General features: G+C 60.5%; 20 protein-coding genes and 1 tRNA gene. 13 read left to right on the top strand and 8 right to left on the bottom strand.

Annotation, left to right across the window (positions count from 1 at the left end; translation table 11 throughout):
- The first annotated feature begins 25 nt into the window (after positions 1–25).
- The 3 genes from HNE_RS15610 to HNE_RS15600 all read left to right on the top strand — a co-directional run bounded on the left by HNE_RS15610 (position 26) and on the right by HNE_RS15600 (position 2766).
- Entirely contained in the window at positions 26–673 is a 648-nt protein-coding gene (locus HNE_RS15610) for a redoxin domain-containing protein (protein WP_011648125.1), read from the top strand.
- 141 nt (positions 674–814) lie between these two features.
- A complete protein-coding gene (locus tag HNE_RS15605; protein ID WP_011648124.1) occupies positions 815–1813 on the top strand; it encodes an alpha/beta fold hydrolase in 999 nt (332 codons plus the stop codon).
- 89 nt (positions 1814–1902) lie between these two features.
- Positions 1903–2766, top strand: a complete 864-nt coding sequence (locus HNE_RS15600; RefSeq protein WP_011648123.1) for an ion transporter — start codon at positions 1903–1905, stop codon at positions 2764–2766.
- On the opposite strand, the gene HNE_RS15595 is transcribed toward HNE_RS15600, so the two are convergent.
- The 4 genes from HNE_RS15595 to HNE_RS15580 form a co-directional block, all read right to left on the bottom strand.
- A complete protein-coding gene (locus HNE_RS15595) occupies positions 2767–3588 on the bottom strand; it encodes a ferredoxin--NADP reductase (protein ID WP_035592268.1) in 822 nt (273 codons plus the stop codon). It abuts the gene before it with no gap.
- 90 nt (positions 3589–3678) lie between these two features.
- Positions 3679–4251, bottom strand: coding sequence for a rhodanese-like domain-containing protein (locus HNE_RS15590; RefSeq protein ID WP_049755175.1), 573 nt, complete (start codon positions 4249–4251; stop codon positions 3679–3681).
- Positions 4252–4370: 119 nt separating this feature from the next.
- The gene (locus tag HNE_RS15585; protein WP_011648120.1) at positions 4371–4958 is read right to left on the bottom strand and encodes a thymidine kinase; all 588 of its coding nucleotides are present in this window, start codon (positions 4956–4958) and stop codon (positions 4371–4373) included.
- Between the two features lie 22 nt (positions 4959–4980).
- Positions 4981–6762, bottom strand: a complete 1782-nt coding sequence (locus HNE_RS15580; RefSeq protein WP_011648119.1) for a gamma-glutamyltransferase family protein — start codon at positions 6760–6762, stop codon at positions 4981–4983.
- A gap of 77 nt (positions 6763–6839) precedes the next feature.
- Between HNE_RS15580 and HNE_RS15575 the strand changes: the two genes are divergently transcribed.
- From HNE_RS15575 to HNE_RS18170, 5 genes are all read left to right on the top strand, one after another.
- Positions 6840–7838: a P1 family peptidase gene (locus HNE_RS15575; RefSeq protein ID WP_011648118.1), complete on the top strand. Its 999-nt coding sequence runs from the start codon at positions 6840–6842 to the stop codon at positions 7836–7838.
- Complete coding sequence (locus tag HNE_RS15570) at positions 7835–8926, top strand: trypsin-like serine protease (protein ID WP_011648117.1); 1092 nt, start codon at positions 7835–7837, stop codon at positions 8924–8926. The genes HNE_RS15575 and HNE_RS15570 overlap by 4 nt, the downstream gene beginning before the upstream one ends.
- 54 nt (positions 8927–8980) lie before the next feature.
- Positions 8981–9057, top strand: a tRNA-Arg gene (locus HNE_RS15565).
- A 222-nt stretch (positions 9058–9279) separates the two neighbouring features.
- Positions 9280–9831, top strand: coding sequence for a hypothetical protein (locus HNE_RS15560; RefSeq protein ID WP_011648116.1), 552 nt, complete (start codon positions 9280–9282; stop codon positions 9829–9831).
- 29 nt (positions 9832–9860) lie between these two features.
- Positions 9861–12542: a PAS domain S-box protein gene (locus HNE_RS18170; protein WP_011648115.1), complete on the top strand. Its 2682-nt coding sequence runs from the start codon at positions 9861–9863 to the stop codon at positions 12540–12542.
- Here HNE_RS18170 and HNE_RS15550 read toward each other — a convergent pair.
- The 3 genes from HNE_RS15550 to efp all read right to left on the bottom strand — a co-directional run bounded on the left by HNE_RS15550 (position 12539) and on the right by efp (position 14918).
- On the bottom strand, positions 12539–13240 hold the full coding sequence (locus tag HNE_RS15550; protein ID WP_011648114.1) for a response regulator transcription factor: 702 nt from the start codon (positions 13238–13240) through the stop codon (positions 12539–12541). The genes HNE_RS18170 and HNE_RS15550 overlap by 4 nt on opposite strands.
- Positions 13241–13412: 172 nt before the next feature.
- On the bottom strand, positions 13413–13787 hold the full coding sequence (locus HNE_RS15545) for a PilZ domain-containing protein (RefSeq protein ID WP_011648113.1): 375 nt from the start codon (positions 13785–13787) through the stop codon (positions 13413–13415).
- A gap of 558 nt (positions 13788–14345) precedes the next feature.
- Positions 14346–14918 (bottom strand): elongation factor P, encoded by a 573-nt coding sequence (gene efp, locus HNE_RS15540; protein ID WP_011648112.1) that lies wholly within the window; start codon positions 14916–14918, stop codon positions 14346–14348.
- Between the two features lie 133 nt (positions 14919–15051).
- Between efp and epmA the strand changes: the two genes are divergently transcribed.
- Both epmA and HNE_RS15530 read left to right on the top strand, forming a co-directional pair.
- Positions 15052–16095: an EF-P lysine aminoacylase EpmA gene (gene epmA / locus HNE_RS15535; protein ID WP_011648111.1), complete on the top strand. Its 1044-nt coding sequence runs from the start codon at positions 15052–15054 to the stop codon at positions 16093–16095.
- Positions 16092–17141, top strand: coding sequence for a lysine-2,3-aminomutase-like protein (locus tag HNE_RS15530; RefSeq protein WP_011648110.1), 1050 nt, complete (start codon positions 16092–16094; stop codon positions 17139–17141). Before epmA ends, HNE_RS15530 begins: the two co-directional genes overlap by 4 nt.
- Before the next feature lie 8 nt (positions 17142–17149).
- On the opposite strand, the gene HNE_RS15525 is transcribed toward HNE_RS15530, so the two are convergent.
- Positions 17150–18367 carry a hypothetical protein gene (locus HNE_RS15525; RefSeq protein WP_011648109.1) on the bottom strand — a complete coding sequence of 406 codons (1218 nt, stop codon included), beginning with the start codon at positions 18365–18367 and terminating at the stop codon, positions 17150–17152.
- Between the two features lie 232 nt (positions 18368–18599).
- Between HNE_RS15525 and HNE_RS15520 the strand changes: the two genes are divergently transcribed.
- The 3 genes from HNE_RS15520 to HNE_RS15510 all read left to right on the top strand — a co-directional run bounded on the left by HNE_RS15520 (position 18600) and on the right by HNE_RS15510 (position 21028).
- Positions 18600–19490 carry a stearoyl-CoA 9-desaturase gene (locus tag HNE_RS15520; RefSeq protein WP_011648108.1) on the top strand — a complete coding sequence of 297 codons (891 nt, stop codon included), beginning with the start codon at positions 18600–18602 and terminating at the stop codon, positions 19488–19490.
- Between the two features lie 162 nt (positions 19491–19652).
- The gene (locus HNE_RS15515; RefSeq protein WP_011648107.1) at positions 19653–20414 is read left to right on the top strand and encodes a vWA domain-containing protein; all 762 of its coding nucleotides are present in this window, start codon (positions 19653–19655) and stop codon (positions 20412–20414) included.
- A 146-nt stretch (positions 20415–20560) separates the two neighbouring features.
- Positions 20561–21028 carry a MaoC family dehydratase gene (locus HNE_RS15510; protein WP_011648106.1) on the top strand — a complete coding sequence of 156 codons (468 nt, stop codon included), beginning with the start codon at positions 20561–20563 and terminating at the stop codon, positions 21026–21028.
- Positions 21029–21076: the final 48 nt, after the last annotated feature.

The raw sequence follows: 21076 nt of genomic DNA, 5'->3' as shown, positions 1-21076 counted from the left end.
AAAATATTCGAGACAGGAGACGACGATGATACTTTCCCGCCGCCACTTGAGCCTTGCTGCAGGGATGGCCGCAGCCGTCGCCCTGACGGCCGGCGCGCTCATCGCATCGACCGCTGAAGCGGCGCCTGCGCCTGAAGTGGGCGCGGCAGCGCCTGAATTCACCGGAACAACATCGTTTGGCGAGACCGTTTCCCTGTCGGATTTTGAAGGCAAGACCGTGATCCTCGAATGGACCAATGATGGCTGCCCCTTCGTGAAGAAGCATTATGCCGCCCCGCCGTCGAACATGCAGTCGCTGCAGAAATCGGCGAGCGCGGATGACATTGTCTGGCTGTCGGTGATCTCCTCCCGCCCCGGCTCGCAGGGCCATGTGTCGCCCGAAGCCGCCAATCAGCTTACCACGTCGCGCAGCGCGGCACCTGCGCACGTCATTCTGGATGAAAGCGGCGAGATCGGCCGCCTCTACGGCGCCAAGACCACGCCGCACATGTTCATCGTCACCCCGGAAGGCGAGCTTGTGTATGACGGCGCGATCGACTCGATCCCCTCGGCGCGGGTCGAGGATATTCCAAAAGCGGATAACTACGTCACCGCAGCGCTTGACGATCTGGAGGCGGGCAATCCGGTCGCCACGCCCTCGTCCAAGCCCTATGGCTGCGCCGTAAAATACTGAACCTGCCCGCCTGACGGGCGCAGAATTCGAGCAAGGCCGGCGGGGAAACCTGCCGGCCTTTTCCATTGCAGGCTCTGACGTGACGAAAGGGTTGCCGCCCGCCGGATATACCTTCAAACCTGAGGTCTGGAGGAGGCGTACATGAGTAAAGACAAGAACATCGTCAAGGATCAGCCCGCCGAGATGCCCTCGGAAGGCGGGCCGCTGGCCGAATATGGCGGCGCGCTGCCGTCGGCGCCGGCCTGGTTCCGCGAGTCTGTGGCGGTGCCCTATGAGCTGGGCAAGGTGACCGTGAAGGGCGCCGAGGTGACCTATCAGCGCTGGGGCAAGCGCGGCGCACCGGGGCTTTTGTTCGTGCACGGAAACGGCGCCCATGCTCATTGGTGGGATTTCATCGCGCCCTACTTTGCCGAGCACTACAATGTCGCCGCGCTGACCTTCTCCGGCATGGGCGACAGCGAGTGGCGCGAAACCTATGACATGGATACTTTTTCTCTTGAGGAAGTTGCCGTTGCCGAAGCGGCCGGCCTGTTCGAGGGGCCACGCAAACCGGTCATCATTGCCCATTCTTTTGGCGGTTTCGTCACGCTGGTAACCGGCGCCAAGCATGGGAGCCGGTTTGAAGGGATGGTGATCGTTGACAGCCCGGTAAACCCGCCGGAACGTCCGCGCGGCGGACCTTCGCGCGCCAGCCGTCCGCATAAGGTCTATTCAGACCTTGCCGCAGCGCTGGCCCGGTTCAGGCTAGCGCCGCCCCAGCTGTGCGAAAATCACTATGCCATGGACTATATCGCCCGCTGGAGCCTGAAGCGCGCAGAGGGCGGCTGGACCTGGAAATTCGACCCGATGATCTGGACGCGGTTTGAGCCGGGACTCGACCCGGCCGAGATGCTCAAAGCCGCCCAGTGCCGCATCGCCATCATCCGGGGCGAGGAGAGCGCGCTGATGCCGGACGATGTCGGCGATTACATGCGCGGCCTTCTGGGCCATCAGGTGCCGTTCGTGTCGGTGCCCCATGCCCGCCATCACGTGATGCTGGACCAGCCCATCGCGTTCATCTCCACATTGCGGATGTTGCTGGCCGAATGGGACCACTCTGACCCTCATCGCAGTGTCGAAACGAGCGCGCCTGCCAGCTGACCGGCATAATTTCTGCCACAATCCTTTTGCTTGATCCTGCGGGCGGGCAGGATAGTTTGCGCGCGCTGACTGACCGGAATGAGGGGACCATGCCGAAAGCAACACTCGACGAGAAAACCTATAACTCATCGGCAGAGCGCTTTATCGAGCGCCCCTTCGTGCGCGACACGATCATGGCCCTAATCGTGATCAACGCCGTGGTGCTCGGTGTGCTGACGTATTCGGAGCAACTGCCCGCCTGGCTCGTTGCGGCGCTGACCTTCATCGACATGGCTGTCACCTTCATCTTCGTTGCCGAGATTGTGCTGAAGCTTTACGTCTACCGCCTGCAATTCTTCAAGCTCGGCTGGAACTGGTTCGACTTTATGGTTGTCGGGGTCTCAGTGATTCCGGGCGGGTCGACCTTCAATGTGCTGCGGGCGCTGCGTGTGTTGCGGCTGTTGCGGCTCCTGCATTTCATCCCGACCATGAAGCGGATCACCGAAGCCCTCCTTACCGCCCTGCCTGGCATGGGCGCCATCCTCGCCATTCTCGGACTTGTCTTCTACGTCTCTGTCGTGATGGCGACGTATCTGTTCAGCGGCTCTCAGAACACGGAGAATTTCAGCACGCTCGCGGCCTCTGCGCTCACCATGTTTGAAGTGCTGACCATGGAAGGCTGGAACGGCCATATGCGCGACCTGATGGAGGAGTACCCCTGGGCGTGGATGTTCTTTATCCCGTTCATTCTCTTCACGGTCTGGGCGATCCTCAACCTCTTCACCGCCGTGATTGTGGACTCGCTTCAGGACAGCGCCCTGGAGAAGATGCTCGATGCCGAAGAGAAAATCAGCGATGAGCTGGAAGAACAGGAAACCCATGAGGTTATCCGGCACAGGGAGCTGATGGCGCTCATCAGCGAGCTGCGCGCGGAAGTTCAGGAGTTGAAACAGTCCAGATCCGGGCCGGGCTGATCAGCCCGCAAACGCTTTCTCGATCACGAATTCTGCCGGGGCGGCGTTTGAGCCCTCGGTAAGACCCGCTTTCAGCATAAGGGCTTTCACGTCCTGGATCATTTCCATCGAACCGCAGATCATCGCGCGGTCTGTCGCCGGGTCGAGCGGGGGCACGCCGAGATCCTCGAACAGCTTGCCATTCTCGATCAGGGTCGTGATCCGGCCCATATGTTCGTAATGCTCGCGCGTTGTGGTGGTGTAGAGCTTCAGCTTGCCCTCGACCATTTCGCCGACCAGCGGATCATTGTGCAAGCTGTCGATCAGCGTGCGCGAATAGATCAGCTCGTCCACGTCCCGGCAGGTATGGGTGACAATCACCTCGTCATAGCGCTCATAGGTGTCAGGGTCGCGCACCAGGCTGGCGAAGGGGGCAAAGCCGGTGCCGGTAGAGAACATGTAGAGGCGCTTGCCGGGGGTGAGGGCGTCTAGCACCAGCGTGCCGGTCGGCTTGCGGCCGAGCAGGACCTTATCGCCCGGCTGGATTTTCTGGAGGCGCGAGGTCAGCGGGCCGTCAGGCACCTTGATCGAGTAGAACTCAAGTTCCTCGTCCCAGGCAGGGGAGGCGATCGAGTAGGCGCGCAAAAGCGGTTTGCCGTCTTCCTTGGGCAGGCCGATCATCACGAACTCGCCGGTGCGGAAGCGGAAACTCTGCGGGCGCGTCAGCCTGAAACGGAACAGCCGGTCCGTATAATGTTCCACCGAGAGAACGGTTTCCTCGGTTGGGCCATTCGGATTTACTTTCACAGGCGCTGCCTGGCCTGCGGATGCGTCGGCGCTCATACCCCAAGATCTCCGGTGTCTCGTGTTCGGGCGTCAGTTGACGTGGGCGCAGCGCAAATGCAATGCGTCAGATGAACGGTTTAGTTTTACTCAACCTTCGTTGCCGGCCCAAACCACGCGCTCATCGCTGAGCCCGTAGGCGCCGTCGAGTTCGTAAAGGTTGCGATAGCCATAGCCGTAAAGGTTTACATAAGTCGCGATGTTGAGGGCCAGCGGGGCGCTTTTCAGCGGGACGGGCGCGACATCATCGGTGAAGTTGTTATTGCAATAGATCAGGATGCGGCGGTCTTTCGGACCGATGACTGCGGCGAGCTTTTCCTCGGTGAAATCAGAGAAATTGAGATTTACCGCGCCCTCGATATGTCCGAGCGCGAAGGCCTGCGCGCTGCGGGCATCAATGATCAGCGTATCTGGATCGGCGCGCATCGTATTGAAGGTTTCGAGCGGTACGAGGCGGGCGGCCCTGTGGGGCGCTGCTTCTGCGGTCAGGGCCTGGAAACCGGCATAGTCGATCTGGCCGGTATTTTCCTGCGCATTTTCCTGGGTGTCTTCCTGAGCCATGGCCTCGGGCGAGGCGGTCAGGCCGAGCAGAATGAAGCCGCACGCCAACAGCAAGACGGCTGCAATGGTCGGCAGATGCGGTTTGGCGGGTTTGGTCCTCATGTCAGCGCCCTTTCGTGTCTTCAGACACGCATGGGAGGCTAGACGCTTCCTGCGGCTGAAATATGTGCGCGGAAAGGCTGACATGCGATTTTCATGCCGGATTGTGTCCAGCAACAGGTTCAGGCGTTGGGAAACCGTCCCATCCGCTCTTCCCAATGGCGGCGGCAGACGGAGAGGTAGGTGGTCTTGCCGATTGAGATCTGCTCGCCCTCGGTAAGGGCCTGGCCGTCGGGACCGAGGCGAACCACCATGGTCGCCTTGCGCCCGCACTCGCAGATGGTGCGGACTTCCCGCAACTCGTCTGCCACCGCCAGCAACGCGGCAGAGCCTTCAAACAGCTCGCCTCGGAAATCCGTGCGCAGGCCATAGGCCAGCACCGGCACCCCGAAATGATCGGCCACGCGCGCCAGCTGCCAGACCTGACCCTTGGTCAGGAACTGGGCTTCGTCCACAAAGATCGCGTCGATGGCGTGGATGGCCCTCTGATCCCGGATCAGGGAGAAAAGATCCGTATCCGCCGTATAAAGCACCGCTTCTGCGGAAATACCGATCCGTGAGCTGATATGTCCGTCGCCCGCGTCGCGATACAGTGCAGAGGTCATCAACAGCACCTCCATCCCCCGCTCGCGGTAATTATAGGCCGCTTGCAGGAGGATGGTGGATTTGCCGGCATTCATGGCGGCGTAGGAAAAATAGAGTTTCGCCATGACGGGCCTGCGTCTGTCTGGATCAGCGAAGAGACAGCGCGACGCCTTCACGGCGCGGATCGGCGCCGCCCTCAAGGCCCTGGTCACGAACGACGATGACATGGAGACCGGAATTTTCGCCTGTGCGTTCTTCCACAGTATAGCCCATGCCGCGAAGCGCTTCGGCGGCTTCGGGGCCGCCGTCGATGTCCACTTCAACACCGACAGTGTTTCCGCGGGCGATGATGTTGGGCAGGGCGGCGGCTTCCTGAGCCGTCTTGCCCCATTCGAGCACGCCCATCAGCGTCTTGGAAACATAGGCGACGATGGAATTTCCGCCGGGCGATCCGGTGACCATGAAGAGGTCGCCGGCCTCATCGAAGACGAGGGTAGGGGACATCGACGAGCGCGGGCGCTTGCCAGCGGCGACCGCATTGGCCACCGGCTTGCCGCCCATTTCGGGGATCAGGGAGAAGTCGGTCAGCTCGTTATTGAGCAGGAAACCGCCGGCCATGCGCGAGGAGCCGAACGCGGCTTCCACGGTGGCGGTCATCGAGACGGCATTGCCCTCAAGATCAATGATCGAGATATGGGTTGTGCCGGCGCCGGGGGTGGTGGGGTCTTCGCCCCACATCGGCCGCATCGGTTCACCGCCCAGAACGACGCCGGGATCGCCGGGGAAGACTTTGCCATCGGGGGCAAACGCTTCCTTGGCGCGCGCTTCAAGGTAGTCCGGGTTGATCAGTTCCGCGGAGGGCACCGTTACATGATCGGCGTCTGCCACGTAGTGATCGCGGTCGGCATAGGCGAGACGCTGGGCATCCACGAAGGCTTTGAGCAGCAGGCTCTCATCGGCATTGACCGTGGGGCCAGGCCTCAGATGCTCGTAAAGACCCATGATCATGTTCTGCGTGATGCCGCCCGAGCTTGGCGGCGGCGCCGAGCAGATCTTGTAGCCGGACTGCAGCGTGCCGCAGAGTGCCGAGCGAACCTTCACCTCATACCCGGCCAGGTCGTCGAGCGTCATGTTGCCGCCGTCCGGGCCCTCATTGGTCGCGTTGACGATCTCGGCCGCCAGCGCGCCGGTATAGAACGCAGCCGGGCCTTCATTGGCGACCGCCGCGAGTGTGGCCGCATAGGCCGCATTGGTGCGCCGGTAACCGGCCGCCAGCGGCTGGCCATCGGGATAGAAGTAAGCGGCAGTGACCGGGTTGTCGTCGAGACGGATCACGGCGCGCAGACGCTCGGAGGCAAGCACTTCGGCAAGGCGCGGCGAGACTTCAAAACCGACTTCAGCCAGCTCGATGGCCGGTTGGAAAAGGCTCGCCCAATCCCCCTGTCCGGCCGCGTCATGGGCGGTCTTGTAGAGCGCGATCTGTCCCGGCACGCCGACCGAGCGGCCCGACTGCCAGGCGGTCAGGAAATCCATCGGCTTGCCGTCCTTGGAGAACCAGTCCGGGCCTGCGGCGGCCGGCGCAGTCTCGCGGCCATCAAACACGGTGATCTCGTCGCTGGCGCGGTCGTAATAGACCATGAACGCGCCTCCGCCGATGCCCGAGCTTTGGGGCTCGACCAGGCCGAGAACGGCATGCACGGCAATGGCTGCATCAACGGCATTACCGCCTTCACTCAATACGCGCAGGCCCGCTTCAACGGCGCGCGGATCTGCGGCGGCCACCATCGCGCCTTTTGTCCAGGAGAGGTCGCCCAGCGCTTCGGGCGTCTCGTCTGACACGGGCGTAATGCTCGAGGCGGGCGGCGCCTTCGCCGCTGGGGCGCAAGCCGCCAGAATGAGGGCAGCTGTGAGGGCGGGGAGGTGGCGCATGATCGTCCCTTTCTTGGCGCGGCGCTCCACTCACTCTAAGGGTCAGTGCGGAGCATAAACGTAGCAGGGCACATAGCATGGCAAGACCGGGTACGCGCAACCTCATTACCGATATTGATGGCATCTCTGTCGGGCAGGCCGAAGATGCCCGGATTGGTACCGGCGTGACCGTAATTGTCCCGGATTGTCCAGTTTTGTCCGCCATTTGTGTCGCCGGTGGCGGCCCTGGGACGCGCGAAAGCGACCTGTTGTCGGCTGGAAGACTGGTTTCTGACAGCGTCGACGCGATCTGCCTTTCGGGCGGCTCTGCCTTTGGTTTGGCAGCAGCAGATGGGGTCATGGCGGGCCTGAAGGCGCAGGGCAGGGGCTTTACGCTGGTGCCCCGGCCCGGCGTACCCCCCACCCCGATCGTTCCAGCCGCCATTCTCTACGACCTCGCCAATGGCGGGGACAAGGACTGGGGCGATACCGCCCCCTATGCCGGGCTGGGCCGGAAAGCTTTTGATTCTGCTGGGAAAAGTTTCAACCTGGGAAAAGCCGGCGCAGCCTTTGGCGCCCGCGCAGGCCTGGCGCCAGGGGGAACCGGCTCTGCCAGTATCGTCACGAAAGACGGTTTGACTGTTGGGGCATTGGCTGCCGTGAACAGCTTCGGCTCGGTCCGGATGCCCGGCTCTGAGGCATTCTGGGCCTGGCCCTTTGAAATCGCAGGCGAATTTGGCGGCGCGCGCCCCGAGGCCGGCTTCGCCTTCGACCCCGAAGACTGGGGCGCTGCCAAGGCCAATCCATCGCCCCGCGAGAACACGACCCTCGCCTGTATCGCCCTTGATGCCGTTGTAACTCATGACGAAATTCAGCGGATCGCCCAGATGGCGCTTTCGGGAATGGCCCGCGCCATCCGCCCGGTCTTCGCGCCAACCGACGGCGATGTGATCTTCGTCATCTCAACGCAAAAGCGTGAAGCCGAAGGCAGCCGGGCGATGGCCATCGCCCGTTTGGGAGAACTTGCCGCCGGAACCCTCGCCCGCGCCATAGCTCGTGGTGTATATGAGGCAGAACGGCAGGAGGGACGGCCATGAAATCATACTTCAAGCTGGCGGTGGGGACCGCTGTTCTGGCAACACTCAGCGGCTGCATGGTCGCCGGGCGCGACGCGGACATCTCCGACTGGCCCGGCATGGCCTCGGTCCAGACCGTTTCGGGGGCCACAATCTACCATGAGTGCGGCGCCACGATGATTGCACCGGAATGGGCGCTGACGGCGGCCCATTGCGTCGAGAACGCCCGCATCGAGTCAAACGGCCGCGCGGCCCAGTATCTTGAAGGCGACACCGGAGGAATGACGCGTTTCGGCACGCTGGCGGTCGCTGCGGGGCTGGGAGATTTGACCGTCATTCCAAAGGGATCGGTGTTTCCCGTCCGTGAAATTGTCCTGCATCCGGGCTATCAGCCGGCCATGCCTGAGAAGGGCAATGATCTCGCGCTGCTCCGCATTGCCGGTCGCTGGGACGGCCCTCTGATGCCGCTGGATGGCGTTTCCGGCACAGCGGGTGATCTCATGCAGCCTTATGCTGACATTGTTGCGGCCGGGTATGGCAAGGTTGGCGAGACAGCGCAGGGGGAGGAAGGCATTGCGCGCGGGGGGCGCCATGTGCGGGCGCCGTCGCTGATCCTTCAGGAAGGCTATGTGCCCGCCGTTGATGCAAGTGTCTGCGACAGTCAGATTCGCGCGCGGATCAACGAGGCCGGGCTGGCGGCGGTCTATCCGGACATTTCCATCGATCCTGCCACGCAGATATGTGCCGGCATTGGCGGCTCTGACGCCTGCCAGGGCGACAGTGGCGGCCCGCTTGTCCTGCGCAGTTCGTCAAGGGAGCCGGTTCAGGCCGGTATTGTCAGCTGGGGCATGGGATGCGCCCGAACCGAGAGCCCTGGCGTCTATATGCGCGTTTCAGCATTCGCGCCGTGGATCAGCGATGTGACCGAGATCGCATTGCCCTCTCAAACGCCTGTTTCCGATGCACTTTCGGGCGAGATGCCGGCGCCGGAACAGGACGAGCCGGTGACACCTGCGCCTGAGGCGGTTGTCGAACCGGCGGCGGAGGTTCCGCCCATTCCGGCAGATGGGCCAGCGCCTGAAGAGACTGCACAAGATACCGGCAATTGAGGCTTGCAAGGTCGGAAACGCGACTGTATGTGTCCCGCTTCTTCAAGTGGCCAAGCACCCGTAGCTCAGCTGGATAGAGCACCAGACTACGAATCTGGGGGTCAGGAGTTCGAATCTCTTCGGGTGCACCATTCTCTTTGTGAGACTTAGTTGAAGCGTTTTCCGAGACATCGGCCTGATGGCATGTTGCGCGTCTGAGGTAACCCCTCTGGCCCGAAGGCTCCGCTGAATTCGCGGACATTTGGGCAGGAAGCTGGGAATTCAGCTAAAGGTTTCCCGAATTCTAGCCGCAGTTTAACCTTTTAGACCATTCGGAAACGGAGCTGTAGCAAATGGTATGATCTGGTGGCCAGATGGACAAGCGTGCCAAATTCCAGAAGCCAGAGATGCCAGACGAGTTTGTCGATCTTGAGTATGACCTGCACCGTGTCGAAGCGAGCCGGGGCGTACTTGAGATTGCCGTGCGGCAGCTGCGGGCTTTTGCGCGTTGCATGACGGCTAGCAAATCGGAAGCCGATGAGCTGGTTGAGGACACGCTGATGCTGTTCCTTGCAGAAGACCGTGTGCTGCGGGAGTGCGATACCTGTTTTGCCGAGCTGCTGGAGGTGTTCCGGAGGGTGCATGGCCGCACAGTATTGATCCAGGCTTCCCGAGGGGCTCCGGACAAGGAGTATGCCGGGTTCATGCAGATTGCCTTGCCGGAGCGGGAAGTGGCGGCGCTGGTGATCGGCGGGGGAATGATGCCGGCCCAAGCCGCAGAACTGCTCAAGCTGTCGCCGACCCAAACCGAGGCATTGCTTGAGACAGCCCGGCGGAAACTGGGCCCTACAAGTTTGCCTGAGTGGCCATTTCTGCCTGCAAGTGCTAGCGAGTATCTGTTGAACGAGGGCGGCAACATCGGTTGACGCGCCTTTTCGGCGCGAAGGGGAACGATGTGGCTGATGATCAGGCATTCTTCCAGGATCATCCTGATGCCGCACTGATCGTTGACCCGGTAACCCGGATCCTTCTGCTCACCAATCGCGCCGCACAGTCAGCTTACGGATATACCGCTGATACATTGTCCGCAATGCGACTGGATGATGTTGATGAAACCGCTTCAGAGCTTCTTCTCGATGGATCTCAGGGCCTGTTATTCCGCACACACAGGCGGAATGGAGGTGAGCAGTTCAAAGTGCTTGTCCGTCAGCGGCAGATCAAGCACGATGCACGCGAGGCGATCCTTCTGATCGTTCAGGATGCGCGGCTCCTTGAGGCTTCGTTGGCGGGGTTAGGCGAGGGCATCGAGCCCGGACCGGCCAGCCGTCAGGAGGAGGAAGCCAATCTCCGTATTGCCAGCGAGCTTCTGAAGTTCGGTTTCTGGAAATATGACATTCCCAATCGCAAGCTTGTCTGGTCTCCCAGTGTCTACCAGATGGCGGGGATCGAGCCACACGAGTTCGACGGTACTCCCGAAGGCTATATAAAAATTCTCTATCCGGATGACCGTGACCAGGCAGAGCTGGCCGTTCGGGCGCTCGATAATCCGGATATAAACATCTACGAATTTGAGCGGCGCCTGACGCGCAAAGACGGGCGCGTTGTCTACATCAAAGGGGTGGGCGAGCGGACGCGCACCAGTTCAGGTGATGTGATCACTGGCGTCGTCCAGGACGTGACTGCAGATCGCCAGCGGCAGGGGCAGCTTCGGTTGCTGGGCGCATCTATTGAGCGCCTCAATGATATTGTTGTCATCCTTCGCGTTGACCCATCTGTGCCCGGAACAGACTCGCCAATAGTCTATATCAACTCGGCATTTGAGCGGATTACCGGATATGCGCAGAAGGATATGCTCGGACGGCCTTTGTCGTTCATCATGTCATTTGTCGAGCCGAAATTCGATCCCAGAGAGATTGAGGCAACGCTCAATACGGGCCAGTCGCTTCGAGTTGAGCTGGTCGGACCGGTGCGCACGGATAAATGGATCACATGGGATGTGGAATTGCTTCCTGTTGCGGACGCGCATGGAAAATACACCCATTGGATTGCGGTGGCGCGAGACATTACAGAGCGCCGGCTTGCCGAACAGCGCGCCGCTTTCAACGAAGACCGGTTCCAGCTCGTCAGCCGCTCTACGGCAGATGTTGTTTGGGAATGGGATGTGCAGGCGGACACATTGCTGTGGAGCGAAGCATTCGACAAGCTGACGGGGGTGCCCGGCGCGCATCTTGAGACGAGGTTCGATGCATGGAGCCGGCGTATCCATCCTGACGACCGGGTGCGGGTTGTCGGTACATTGCGAGGGACCGTGGTATCCCCGTTTTCACAGAGCTGGTCTGAAGAGTACAGGTTTTGCCGCGAGGATGGCGGCGAACGCGCAATACTGGACCGGGGGTTTGTCGTTCGCGACGATACCGGCCGCGCGGCGCGAATGGTTGGAACCATGATTGATCTTACCGAGCGGCGCGCAAGCGAGCAGCGCTCGCGGGAATCGGAGCGGCTTGAGGCCATTGGCCAACTGACAGGCGGCGTTGCGCATGATTTCAATAATCTGCTTACGGTTATTCTGGGCAATAGCGATGTTCTGAGGGACAGGCTGGATGATCCTGTTCTCCGCAGGATGGCGGAGCTGATCCATCTGGCGGCGACGCGCGGATCGGACCTGACGCGGCGCCTTCTGGCCTTCGCGCGCCGGCAACCCTTGAAACCCCAGCGGGTCTGTCTCAATGAACGAACCGGATCTGTGCATGCCCTGCTGCGCGGCGCCCTGGATGCGCGCATTCGGGTTCGGCATATGCCGGCAAAGGATCTGTGGGCGGCGCATGTCGACCCCGGACAGTTTGATGTTGCAATTCTGAACCTCGCCTTCAATGCACGCGATGCGATGCCGGAAGGCGGTACTCTGATTATCGCGACGGAGAACCTTCGTGTGCGCGGGCGCTCCGGGATGGAGCGGGAAGGCGTGCCATCGGGAGATTATGTTTGTGTCACGATAAGTGATACCGGTACGGGAATGGCGGAAGAAGCGCAGCGGCGCGCCTTCGAGCCTTTCTTCACCACCAAACCAGCGGGCAAGGGAAGCGGGCTGGGCCTGAGCATGGTCTATGGCTTTGTCCGCCAGTCGGAAGGGCACGTACTGATCCGGTCTTTGCCAGGAGAAGGCACCTCGGTCCGGCTGTTTTTTCCGAGATCCACGAAAGGTGTGGTGGCTGTCGCGGCGCCGGCCCTGGTGGCCACGAAAGGGGAGGCCACGCAGGCCGGAAGCGTCCTGATAGTAGAGGATGATCCACTCGTGCGTGAGCATGCAGCGCATAACTTTGAGGCGTTGGGCTACACCGTAATACTGACAGCGTCTGCTGATGAGGCGCTTACCGCCCTGGAAGGGCATCCTGAAACGTATTTGCTGTTTACGGATGTTATTCTTGGCGCTGGCATGAACGGTATAGAGTTGGCGGCGGAAGCCAGAAAACGCAGGCCCGATCTGAACGTGCTTTACACCTCCGGATATGTGCCGGGGGATCACGGTTTCACAAGCCCGCTGGAGCCGGGAGCCGAGATGTTGCGTAAACCCTATGAGCGGAATGAACTTGTCAGAAAGCTTGGCCGGATTTTCAAACGGCTGCCTTCGAGCACCTAGACCGCTCGGGCGACGAGCCGGTATCCAACTCCGCGTGCTGTCTGCAAAGCATGGCCTGTTCCGGCTTCCAGTTCCTCAAGCTTATGACGCAACCGGCTGATATAGGTTTCTAGAACTTTCTCTCCGTCCTTGTAGGGACGGCCGAAGGATTGAAAGTAGAGGTCGTTCCGGCTGACAGGCTTGCCGCCAGCGACAGCGAGCGCGTCAAGCAGGCTGGCCTCCGCATGGGTCAATTCGATGACCTGACCGGCGCGGCGCAGGGCGCGGTCTTCCTGCAAATACTCGACATTGCCGATTGTCAGAATCGCGGGCAAATCCGCGAGGGGCTGAGCGCTGGCCTTTCTTGTCAGACGGCTTGCGCGGGCGTGCAGTTCTTTTGAGCTGGCGGGCTTGAGGACATAATCATCAATTCCGCGGTTGATGATGTCGGCCCGAAAGTCTGCATCTCCCCATCCCGACAGCATGATGATCGGCACATCGCTGAGGCGGCGGATTTCCGCGAGAACCTGCGAGCCGGATGCGTCAGGCAGCTGGAGATCCAGGATCACACAACTGACCGATTGGAAGTCCGCAGAATAAAGGAACGGTTTCAGCGCTTCGAAGGATTCGAATGTATCGAATTTATCGGCAGGATCGGGCCAGCCGAGGGTGATGGTTTCCAAAACCATCCGGTCATCGTCGATCAGCACAATGCGCATTGCCAGCTCCGGCTGCGACAGGTTTTGAAAGCGGTTCTGCTGCCGGTGTGTTCCTTCCGGGCAGAGCTAGGCATTTCGGGATTTACACATCCATAACACATTCAACAGAATTCGGCGGAGCGGCAAATGGCCATTACGCGTTGAGCTTGCGCCGCTCTCTGACGGTCCTGGGCTAGCGATTCTGGAAAAGCGTGCTGTTGGCTTTAAGCAGTCGGTAGCGGGGCGCTGGGGCGGTTGCCGGGTCTTCTGCAGGGCGGTCGCTTCGGGAGCCGTCCACAATAAACGTGACTCCGACCAGATCAGCCCGTTGCCAGCGTTTCTCGCAGAGATGCGTTTCTGTCTGGTTGGTCGTTGCGTTCTGGATGCGAAGGGAAAAGTGATCGGGCAGGGGCATGGGTTGGGCCAGTTTCAGTTTTGCCCCGCCTTCCGAAAGGTCGCGCAGGGTTACATCAACTGTGCTGCTGAGATTATCAAAGATGATCAGGCCAGCTTTCAGAACGCGCTGGCGTTGGTGCTCTCTGGGAAATTCGCCGTCGCTGCTGCTCATGGAGCCGCTGTCCTTCCTTCTGAAGCCCCCAGCTTTACCATCATACCGCCGACAGTTGCGGTGTCACAGTTCCATTTGCAGCATCCTGCCCATCAGAGCGTTAACAAACTTTCCGGAATTGTTTGGATTGTTTCCGTCGCCGGGATGGAACGCGATTCGGGATACTGCGTATTCGTTAGGTGACCGGAAGGACGCGCTGCGATCACTCCTCCCCCCAAGACCGCCAAAGTGCAGTCTTTCCGGTTTCCCCGCCCTCACTTCAGGGCCCATCCAATGAAGTGCAGGTGCGCCCCGGAAGCGGCCGACTGGCCCGCAAGTATTCCGGGTTGCCGTCTGTAGCAGAAGCACAGACCTGAGAGCGGCATCTGACGTGTTTCGTCACCGCGGAACTCCTGGCCCCAACAGAATGCAGCGGGCCTGGAGTTTTTCTCTCTCGCTTCAAATGGAAAAGCCGATGCGGGGTGACCGCACCGGCTTGTTTGACCGCGCTCAATTGCGCTGAGCGGCTCACTACAAAGAATCGAACGCTGCCCTGGGAGCCTCGTCGCAGCCCTCTGGTCAGTCTTTGGCACGCTCAAGATAGGTGCCGTCTTCCGTGTTGATGATCACGCGCGTGCCGACGCCAACGTGCGCGGGCACCATGATACGAACACCGTTCTCCAGAATTGCCGGCTTGTAGGAGCCAGATGCGGTCTGACCTTTAACAACAGGTTCTGTTTCCACGATTTCTGCCGTGAAACGCGGGGGCAGGGTGATCGAAACGGGGTCGCCGTTGAACATCTGCAGGCTGACCGGCATGTTTTCCTGCAAATAGGGCGCACCGTCGCCGACCATGGCGCCCGAGACAGTAACCTGCTCGTAATTAGCGGAGTTCATGAAGACGAAATTGTCGCCTTCCGGATAGAGATAGGTGTGCTCGACTTCTTCAACGAAAGCCTTCTCGAGCTTCTCTGAGGTCTTGAAAGTATTGACGACCTTGATGCCGTCCGAGATGCGGCGCATCTCGATGGTGGTGGTCGGCGTGCCTTTACCGGGGCGGAAAGATTCCGCCTTCAGGACAACATAGAGTTGGCCGTCGGTATGTTCGATGATGTTGCCTCTGCGGATATCCGCTGCGATTTCAACGGCCATGGAGTGTTCCTGAGTTGCGTGAGCTAATGGGCGGCTATATACCGCCTCCGCACCATTTGGCCAGCCGCATGCTGTGGCTTTTCAGTCTGGCGCGGCGGGCCGCGACTGGCCTTGAACCCCTGGAATTGGCTTTATGGACGTATCTGGATGGTGGAATCCTGAGGTACATGCCCGCCGCCGCGGTCACTTGCTGGCACGCGGACGGGTGAAGACGGCTTTGCGCCGCTGGTTTGATGGCGAAGGGTTTGTCGAGACCGAATGCGGCGCACTCGTCGTTTCCCCCGGAAATGAAGCGCATCTGCATGCTTTCGAGACCCAGTTTGTTGCCGAAAATGGACAAACCCGGTCATTTTACCTCCATACCTCGCCAGAATTTGCCATGAAGAAGCTTCTGGCGGCTGGGGAGCCGCGCATTTTCGATTTCGCCAGAGCGTATCGCAACCGGGAGACCGGCGACCGCCACGCGCCTGAATTCACGATGCTCGAATGGTACAGGGCCGGCGCAGAGATGGCCGATGTCATGGGCGACTGCGTATCCCTTGCGCGCATTGCGGCTGAAGCGGCCGGAAAGGGGCAGCTGGTCTGGAAAGGCCACAGCTGTGATCCTGGATTGGAGCCGGAAACGCTTACGCTGGTAGACGCGTTCGAGCGATATGCCCGCATCGATCTGGCGCGGCATCTGGAAGATATAGAAGGGTTTCACGCTGCCGCTCTGGCTGCCGGCGTGGGGATCTCCGCGGGGGCGAGTTGGACCGATATTTTCTCGGCGGTTCTCGTCACGAAAATTGAGCCGCATCTCGGAATGGAGCGGCTGACCTTCCTGTGCCGCTATCCGATCAGCGAAGCGGCTCTTTCGCGGCCGGCACCTGATGATCCACGCTTTGCCGAACGTTTTGAGATGTATGCCTGCGGTGTCGAGCTTGCCAATGGCTACCGGGAACTGACGGACGCTGTCCTGCTTGAAGCGCGTCAGCGCGCCGAGATGCATATCAAGGAGGCGGTCTATGGGGAACGGTATCCTCTTGACCCGGACTTCATCGATGCCGTCGCCGTTATGCCGGAAGCGAGCGGGGTGGCGCTTGGCTTTGACCGGTTGGCCATGCTGGCAAGCGGCGCGCCGTCCATCTCGGATGTCCTCTGGACGCCGCCCGTGATCCTAGAGGAGCCCGCGTCATGAAGCCGGTGACATATCGGCATGCCGGGGAGTTGCTGACTGCGGGGATCATATCGGCAGATCAGCTGCCGGTCGTTTCCCGCGTCGCGGAAAACTATGTGATCGCGTTGCCCGCGCGTCTGGCCACCCTGATCGACAGGGACGATCCGTTGGATCCGATCGGCTTGCAATATGTTCCGTCCGGGGAAGAGCTGAATGCCCAGCCCGGCGAGATGGATGACCCTATCGGCGACGCCGCCCACAGTCCCATACCGGGCATCGTCCACCGCTATCCTGACCGGGTTCTTCTGAAGATCACATCGACCTGTCCGGTCTATTGCCGTTTCTGCTTTCGCAGAGAGCGGGTCGGTCCGGAGAAGGGGGACGCACTGAGCAAGGCGGAAATCGATGCCGCGTGTGCCTATATCGCAGACCGGCCAGAGATTTTTGAAGTTATCCTGACCGGCGGCGATCCCATGATCCTCTCGCCCGCCCGCGCAGGGGCTTTGACCCGGCGGCTGGAAGCGATCGACCATGTAAAAGTCATCCGCTGGCACAGTCGCGTGCCGGTTGCCGCGCCGGAGCGCGTAACGCCGGAATTTACCGAAGCAATTCGCAGCAGCGAGAAAGCGGTCTTTGTCGCGGTCCACGCCAATCATGCCAGAGAGTTTACGCCTGAAGCGGTCGCGGCGATCCGGCGTCTGTCACAGGCGGGCATATCGCTCGTCTCCCAATCGGTGCTGCTGCGCGGCGTAAATGACACGTTCGAAGCGCTGGCAGATCTGATGCGGGCTTTCCTCAGTGTGGGGATAAAACCCTATTACCTCCACCAGTTGGATGCGGCGCCTGGAACCTCGCACTTTCGGGTGCCGGTCGAGGAAGGGCAGGCGTTGGTGCGCCGCCTCAGGGATGAACTTTCCGGCCTGGCGACACCTACCTATGTGGCCGATATTCCTGGCGGGGTCTCAAAGGCGGTGATGAACCTTCCCGACATTGAGCGTCGGGACGACGCCTTCGTTCTGCGTGGCCGGGATGGAGAGACCTATCTGCCGCCCGGTTATACCGGGTAGCGCTACCGCTATTCTTCTGCGCCCCGTTTTCCGCTGGCCAGCAAGAGCAAGGCGACGAAGCCGATGGATGTGGCCTGGCTCGAGAATAGCTCCAGCAACGCGGCAAACAGCCAGCTGGGCAATGAGGCACGCTGTTCGGCCTGCAGAAGTATATTGCCAGAGCCCTGGCCGAGAAGTTCGGCATTGGCAGCGTTGATCTGTGTGATCAATTCATCCCGGCGCCTGGCGAGCCCCAGTTCATTTTGCGCGTCGCGGTAAGGCTTCTGTTCAGTGCGCCCCACACGCTCGACTTCCAAGATATAGGCCTCAAGGCCTTCGACGGAACGTGTTTCCGGCGGGATGCCTTCCAGTTGCCGGCGCCAGTCTGCGATCTGCGACGCCAATACGTCCCGGTTCGAACTTGCCGTCTCGACGGCGGCTGCGGCAGCCTCTGCGTTCCCACGTATATAGATTTCGGTGCCGAGGATGGAGGCGCCGGCGCCGACCCCAGCGAAGATCAGCGCGCGGGCGGCTTCCTTGAAGCGCCGGTTGGCGCCGTGCCAGTAGACGAAGGTGAAGCCCCCGAAGGAAATGATGGCGGCGATCACACCGGCCCAGCCCCAGATGCGCCCCTGCATCGGATCAGACACCGTAGAGGAAAATGCCTGATAGTTGGCAAAGCCGGAAAGCCCCGCCGCGCCAAGGCCGGCCAGCAGGAAAACGAGCGAGAGGGCGCCGATGATCATGCGCTCACTCTGGCCCCGGCGCTTTTCCGCCTGCTGCGCCTTGAGGGCGGCAAGCCGGTCTTCGCGCTCGGCCTGTATCTCCTGAGGAGTAGGCAGTTTCTGCTCGGGCCTCAGCTGGAGCACTTTTGGTTCGGTTTTCAAAACGGCATTGGATGCACGGGTCACTTCCGTGAATTCCGCGTCGATGGGCCCGGACGGTGGGGAGTTGGCGTCTTGTGTTTCGGGGGGCTGAGCGCTGCGGCCCGCCGGAGCAAGCACCTGCGACCGTAGATTTTCAAGTTGCCGGACCAGATCCCTGAGGGGGCCACTTTCCCCGGTATTTGCGCAGGCATAGGAATTGCGCTGCCAGTTCAGGACCAGATTATTGTCACCTGATGCGATGCAGTCTTCATGCAGGGGGCAGGGAAGGCGGGCTTCCGATGTGTCCTGGCTCACCTCATCTTCGAGGCCCAGCAACGCGACGGCTCGCTGCGCTTCCTTCAGATGCCGCTCATCTGTCATGTGGCCCCCTTTGCCTCGCCCTCCACGCATAGCGGATCGCGCCCGGACTCGTCACCTGTCTTGCGGCATCGAAACAACAATTGCGAATGGAATGCAGGTGAGACGCAAATTCAACTTTAACTGCGCCTCGGGACATCTTAATCAGGTCTTAAGGCAGCTAAAGTGAGACTGCCAACCTATATGGGGAGTGCCGCGCCCTGAGCGCGGCCGGCTTTTAGAGGACTGACCTGCAATGATTCCGCGTTCCGCCGCGATCCCGAAAAACTGGAAAACTTTCGACATCCCGAGCTTCTTCTCGGCCTTTGGCTATCCCGCAATCGGGATCGGCCTGTTCACCACCATGATATTGCTGGGCATCTTTGTCAGCGAGCTGACCTTCCACTGGTGGTATCTGCCGATTGCCTTCGGGGTGGTCGCTTTCTCTGTCTTCTGGTGCAATCTGGGCATTGGGCCAATGCACCGCATCCTGCAACATCGCGCCGGAGAGATGAAATGGCCCGCCCAGGTGCTGACCATGCTCAACATCATTATCGCCATGCAGGGCAATCTGCGTGACTGGGTGAATTATCACTCACAGCACCACCGCTTCGCCGACGGGCCAGGCGATCCGCACAATCCCTTCGAGTCCAAACGCTGGGCCTGGGTTGGCTGGATCCTGTTCCGCGACCGGAAAGATACCGCCCGCCCGATGGCCGCCTGGCTGAAGCAGCATCCGGTGATCGTCTGGATGGACCGGTTTTATAACGAGATCAGCATTGTCATCCATTTCGTCATTCCGGCGGTCATCTATCTGATCGTGTGGGCGGCGGGAGGGTCTCTGGTCCTTACGGCGCTGCTGCACGCAAGTGTCATCATCGGCCGCGCTATCCAGTTCCACGCGACTGTCTATGGCATCAACGTGCTGGGCCATTTGAAAACGCCGGTCTGGGCAGATCATTTGATGGCGCTGCTGACAGGCGGGGAAGCCTTCCACGATCATCACCATGACGAGCCCCAGAGCGCGCTACACCGGCCGCGCAAGGGTGTCTGGAATCGTATCGTTGACTATAACGGCACAGTGCTGCTGCTTCTGGAAAAGATCGGCTGGGTGAAAGACCTCAAGATCGCGCCACGGTTCGCCTGATCTGTGCCCGGAACGCCTTAGTCTGAATACCTGTTCAGTTTCGCAAGGGCCGCCCCTTAAAAGGCGGCCCTTTTCCTTTTCTATTCCTGATTCGTGACACAGACGCGCCGTATTCGGGGCGCAGCCTCCTCCCCACACAGCAACTGGGAAGGGACGCCCGCCATGAAACTCATTCATTCCATCATCGCCATCGCCGCCGGGGCCGCGCTCGCCGCCACGGCTTCTGCCAAAGTGGTGCCGATAAAGCCTCCTAAAGAAGATACGGTACAATCTTACATCCTTCTTGACCGCACAGGGTCAATGTCAAACATCTGGGACGAAGCACTTTCTTCCGTGAACGCCTATGCCGACAGCTTCGCGGCTGATGCTCCGGGGGCAGAGATTGCCGGCGCTGACATCAAGACTTCCGTGACGGTTGCCGTATTCGACTATCAGGACGGCATGCAGTTCGACGTGCTGCGCGACAAGGTCGACCCGTCGACCTGGAAAACCATCACGAACGATGAAGCCAACCCGCGCGGCATGACCCCGCTGTTTGATGCCATCGGCAAGATCATCACCCGCGCCGAGGCAGACAATCCTGAGAAGGCCGTCATTGTCATTATGACCGACGGTCTGGAAAACTCCTCCAAGGAGTTCACCAAGGAAGGCGCCAAAGCCGCGCTGGACCGGGCAGAGGCGCGCGGCTGGGAGGTGATTTTCCTGGGCGCCGAGTTTGCCAGCTTCAATGATGCTGAAGCCGTCGGCATGTCCTCCTCCAAGACCATGGCTGTCGGCCAGGGCCGGATGGAAAGCTCAATGGACTCCCTCGCGCAGAAGGCCCGCGCTTACGGAAAAGGCGCTGCGCCGGCCGTTGAGTTCAATGCTGAAGACCGCGCCGCTGCCGACGAGGAAGGCGTAAAGGAGCGCCAGGGCAACAACTGATCACGCTCGAGCGCTGAAACTGAAAATGACGCGCGGCCCGCTCCATCCTGTTGGAGCGGGCCGTTGCATTTTCCGCTGCGTCATACTTGCCTTGAGCCCGCGATCCCGCTTCACGGGAAGTGTATGGCAGCAGGCGGAATGAACCCATGAAGTATTACGAGGATATGGTTGTCGGCACGAAGACGCGGTCGTCGCGGTCGTACAAGGTGACGCGTGAAGAGGTGATCGAGTTTGCGTCAAAGTATGACCCTCAGCCATTTCATCTGGATGACGACGCGGCGGCCAAGACCCATTTCGGGCGGCTTTCGGCCTCCGGCTGGCATAGCGGCGCGATGGCCATGCGCCTGATGGTCGATACCTGGAAGGATATGGAGCCAACCGCCGGTCTGGGCTCTCCCGGGATTGACGAGTTGCGCTGGGTGAAGCCGGTGTTTCCTGGCGATGAGCTGACAGTCGAGATGGAGCTTATCTCCAAACGCCGGATGAAAAGCCGCCGCGATATGGGCCTCTCAAAATCCCGTCAGACCGTGCTCAACCAGAATGGTGAGACGGTCATGACGATGGTTTCCAATGGTCTTATCCAGGTGCGCAACCCGGAACTGGATACGGAGTAGGGGCAACAAAAAACGCCGGACCTTGCCGCCCGGCGTTTCTTGAACTTC

This window comes from Hyphomonas neptunium ATCC 15444, assembly GCF_000013025.1.
In the GTDB taxonomy this organism is placed as follows: Bacteria; Pseudomonadota; Alphaproteobacteria; order Caulobacterales; family Hyphomonadaceae; genus Hyphomonas; species Hyphomonas neptunia.
The sequence above is the reverse complement of the archived record's forward strand: the minus strand, read 5'-3'. Positions and strand labels throughout refer to the sequence as shown.

Excerpts from the sequence above, each read along its gene's own strand:
- epmA (WP_011648111.1), top strand. The coding sequence starts at position 15,052 with ATGGACGTATCTGGATGGTGGAATCCTGAGGTACATGCCCGCCGCCGC.
- HNE_RS15530 (WP_011648110.1), top strand. The coding sequence starts at position 16,092 with ATGAAGCCGGTGACATATCGGCATGCCGGGGAGTTGCTGACTGCGGGG.
- HNE_RS15520 (WP_011648108.1), top strand. The coding sequence starts at position 18,600 with ATGATTCCGCGTTCCGCCGCGATCCCGAAAAACTGGAAAACTTTCGAC.
- HNE_RS15570 (WP_011648117.1), top strand. The coding sequence starts at position 7,835 with ATGAAATCATACTTCAAGCTGGCGGTGGGGACCGCTGTTCTGGCAACA.
- HNE_RS15560 (WP_011648116.1), top strand. The coding sequence starts at position 9,280 with ATGGACAAGCGTGCCAAATTCCAGAAGCCAGAGATGCCAGACGAGTTT.
- HNE_RS15525 (WP_011648109.1), bottom strand. The coding sequence starts at position 18,367 with ATGACAGATGAGCGGCATCTGAAGGAAGCGCAGCGAGCCGTCGCGTTG.
- HNE_RS15605 (WP_011648124.1), top strand. The coding sequence starts at position 815 with ATGAGTAAAGACAAGAACATCGTCAAGGATCAGCCCGCCGAGATGCCC.
- HNE_RS15575 (WP_011648118.1), top strand. The coding sequence starts at position 6,840 with ATGGCAAGACCGGGTACGCGCAACCTCATTACCGATATTGATGGCATC.
- HNE_RS15590 (WP_049755175.1), bottom strand. The coding sequence starts at position 4,251 with ATGAGGACCAAACCCGCCAAACCGCATCTGCCGACCATTGCAGCCGTC.
- HNE_RS15595 (WP_035592268.1), bottom strand. The coding sequence starts at position 3,588 with ATGAGCGCCGACGCATCCGCAGGCCAGGCAGCGCCTGTGAAAGTAAAT.
- HNE_RS15550 (WP_011648114.1), bottom strand. The coding sequence starts at position 13,240 with ATGCGCATTGTGCTGATCGACGATGACCGGATGGTTTTGGAAACCATC.
- HNE_RS15515 (WP_011648107.1), top strand. The coding sequence starts at position 19,653 with ATGAAACTCATTCATTCCATCATCGCCATCGCCGCCGGGGCCGCGCTC.
- HNE_RS15545 (WP_011648113.1), bottom strand. The coding sequence starts at position 13,787 with ATGAGCAGCAGCGACGGCGAATTTCCCAGAGAGCACCAACGCCAGCGC.
- HNE_RS15600 (WP_011648123.1), top strand. The coding sequence starts at position 1,903 with ATGCCGAAAGCAACACTCGACGAGAAAACCTATAACTCATCGGCAGAG.
- efp (WP_011648112.1), bottom strand. The coding sequence starts at position 14,918 with ATGGCCGTTGAAATCGCAGCGGATATCCGCAGAGGCAACATCATCGAA.
- HNE_RS15580 (WP_011648119.1), bottom strand. The coding sequence starts at position 6,762 with ATGCGCCACCTCCCCGCCCTCACAGCTGCCCTCATTCTGGCGGCTTGC.
- HNE_RS15610 (WP_011648125.1), top strand. The coding sequence starts at position 26 with ATGATACTTTCCCGCCGCCACTTGAGCCTTGCTGCAGGGATGGCCGCA.
- HNE_RS15585 (WP_011648120.1), bottom strand. The coding sequence starts at position 4,958 with ATGGCGAAACTCTATTTTTCCTACGCCGCCATGAATGCCGGCAAATCC.
- HNE_RS15510 (WP_011648106.1), top strand. The coding sequence starts at position 20,561 with ATGAAGTATTACGAGGATATGGTTGTCGGCACGAAGACGCGGTCGTCG.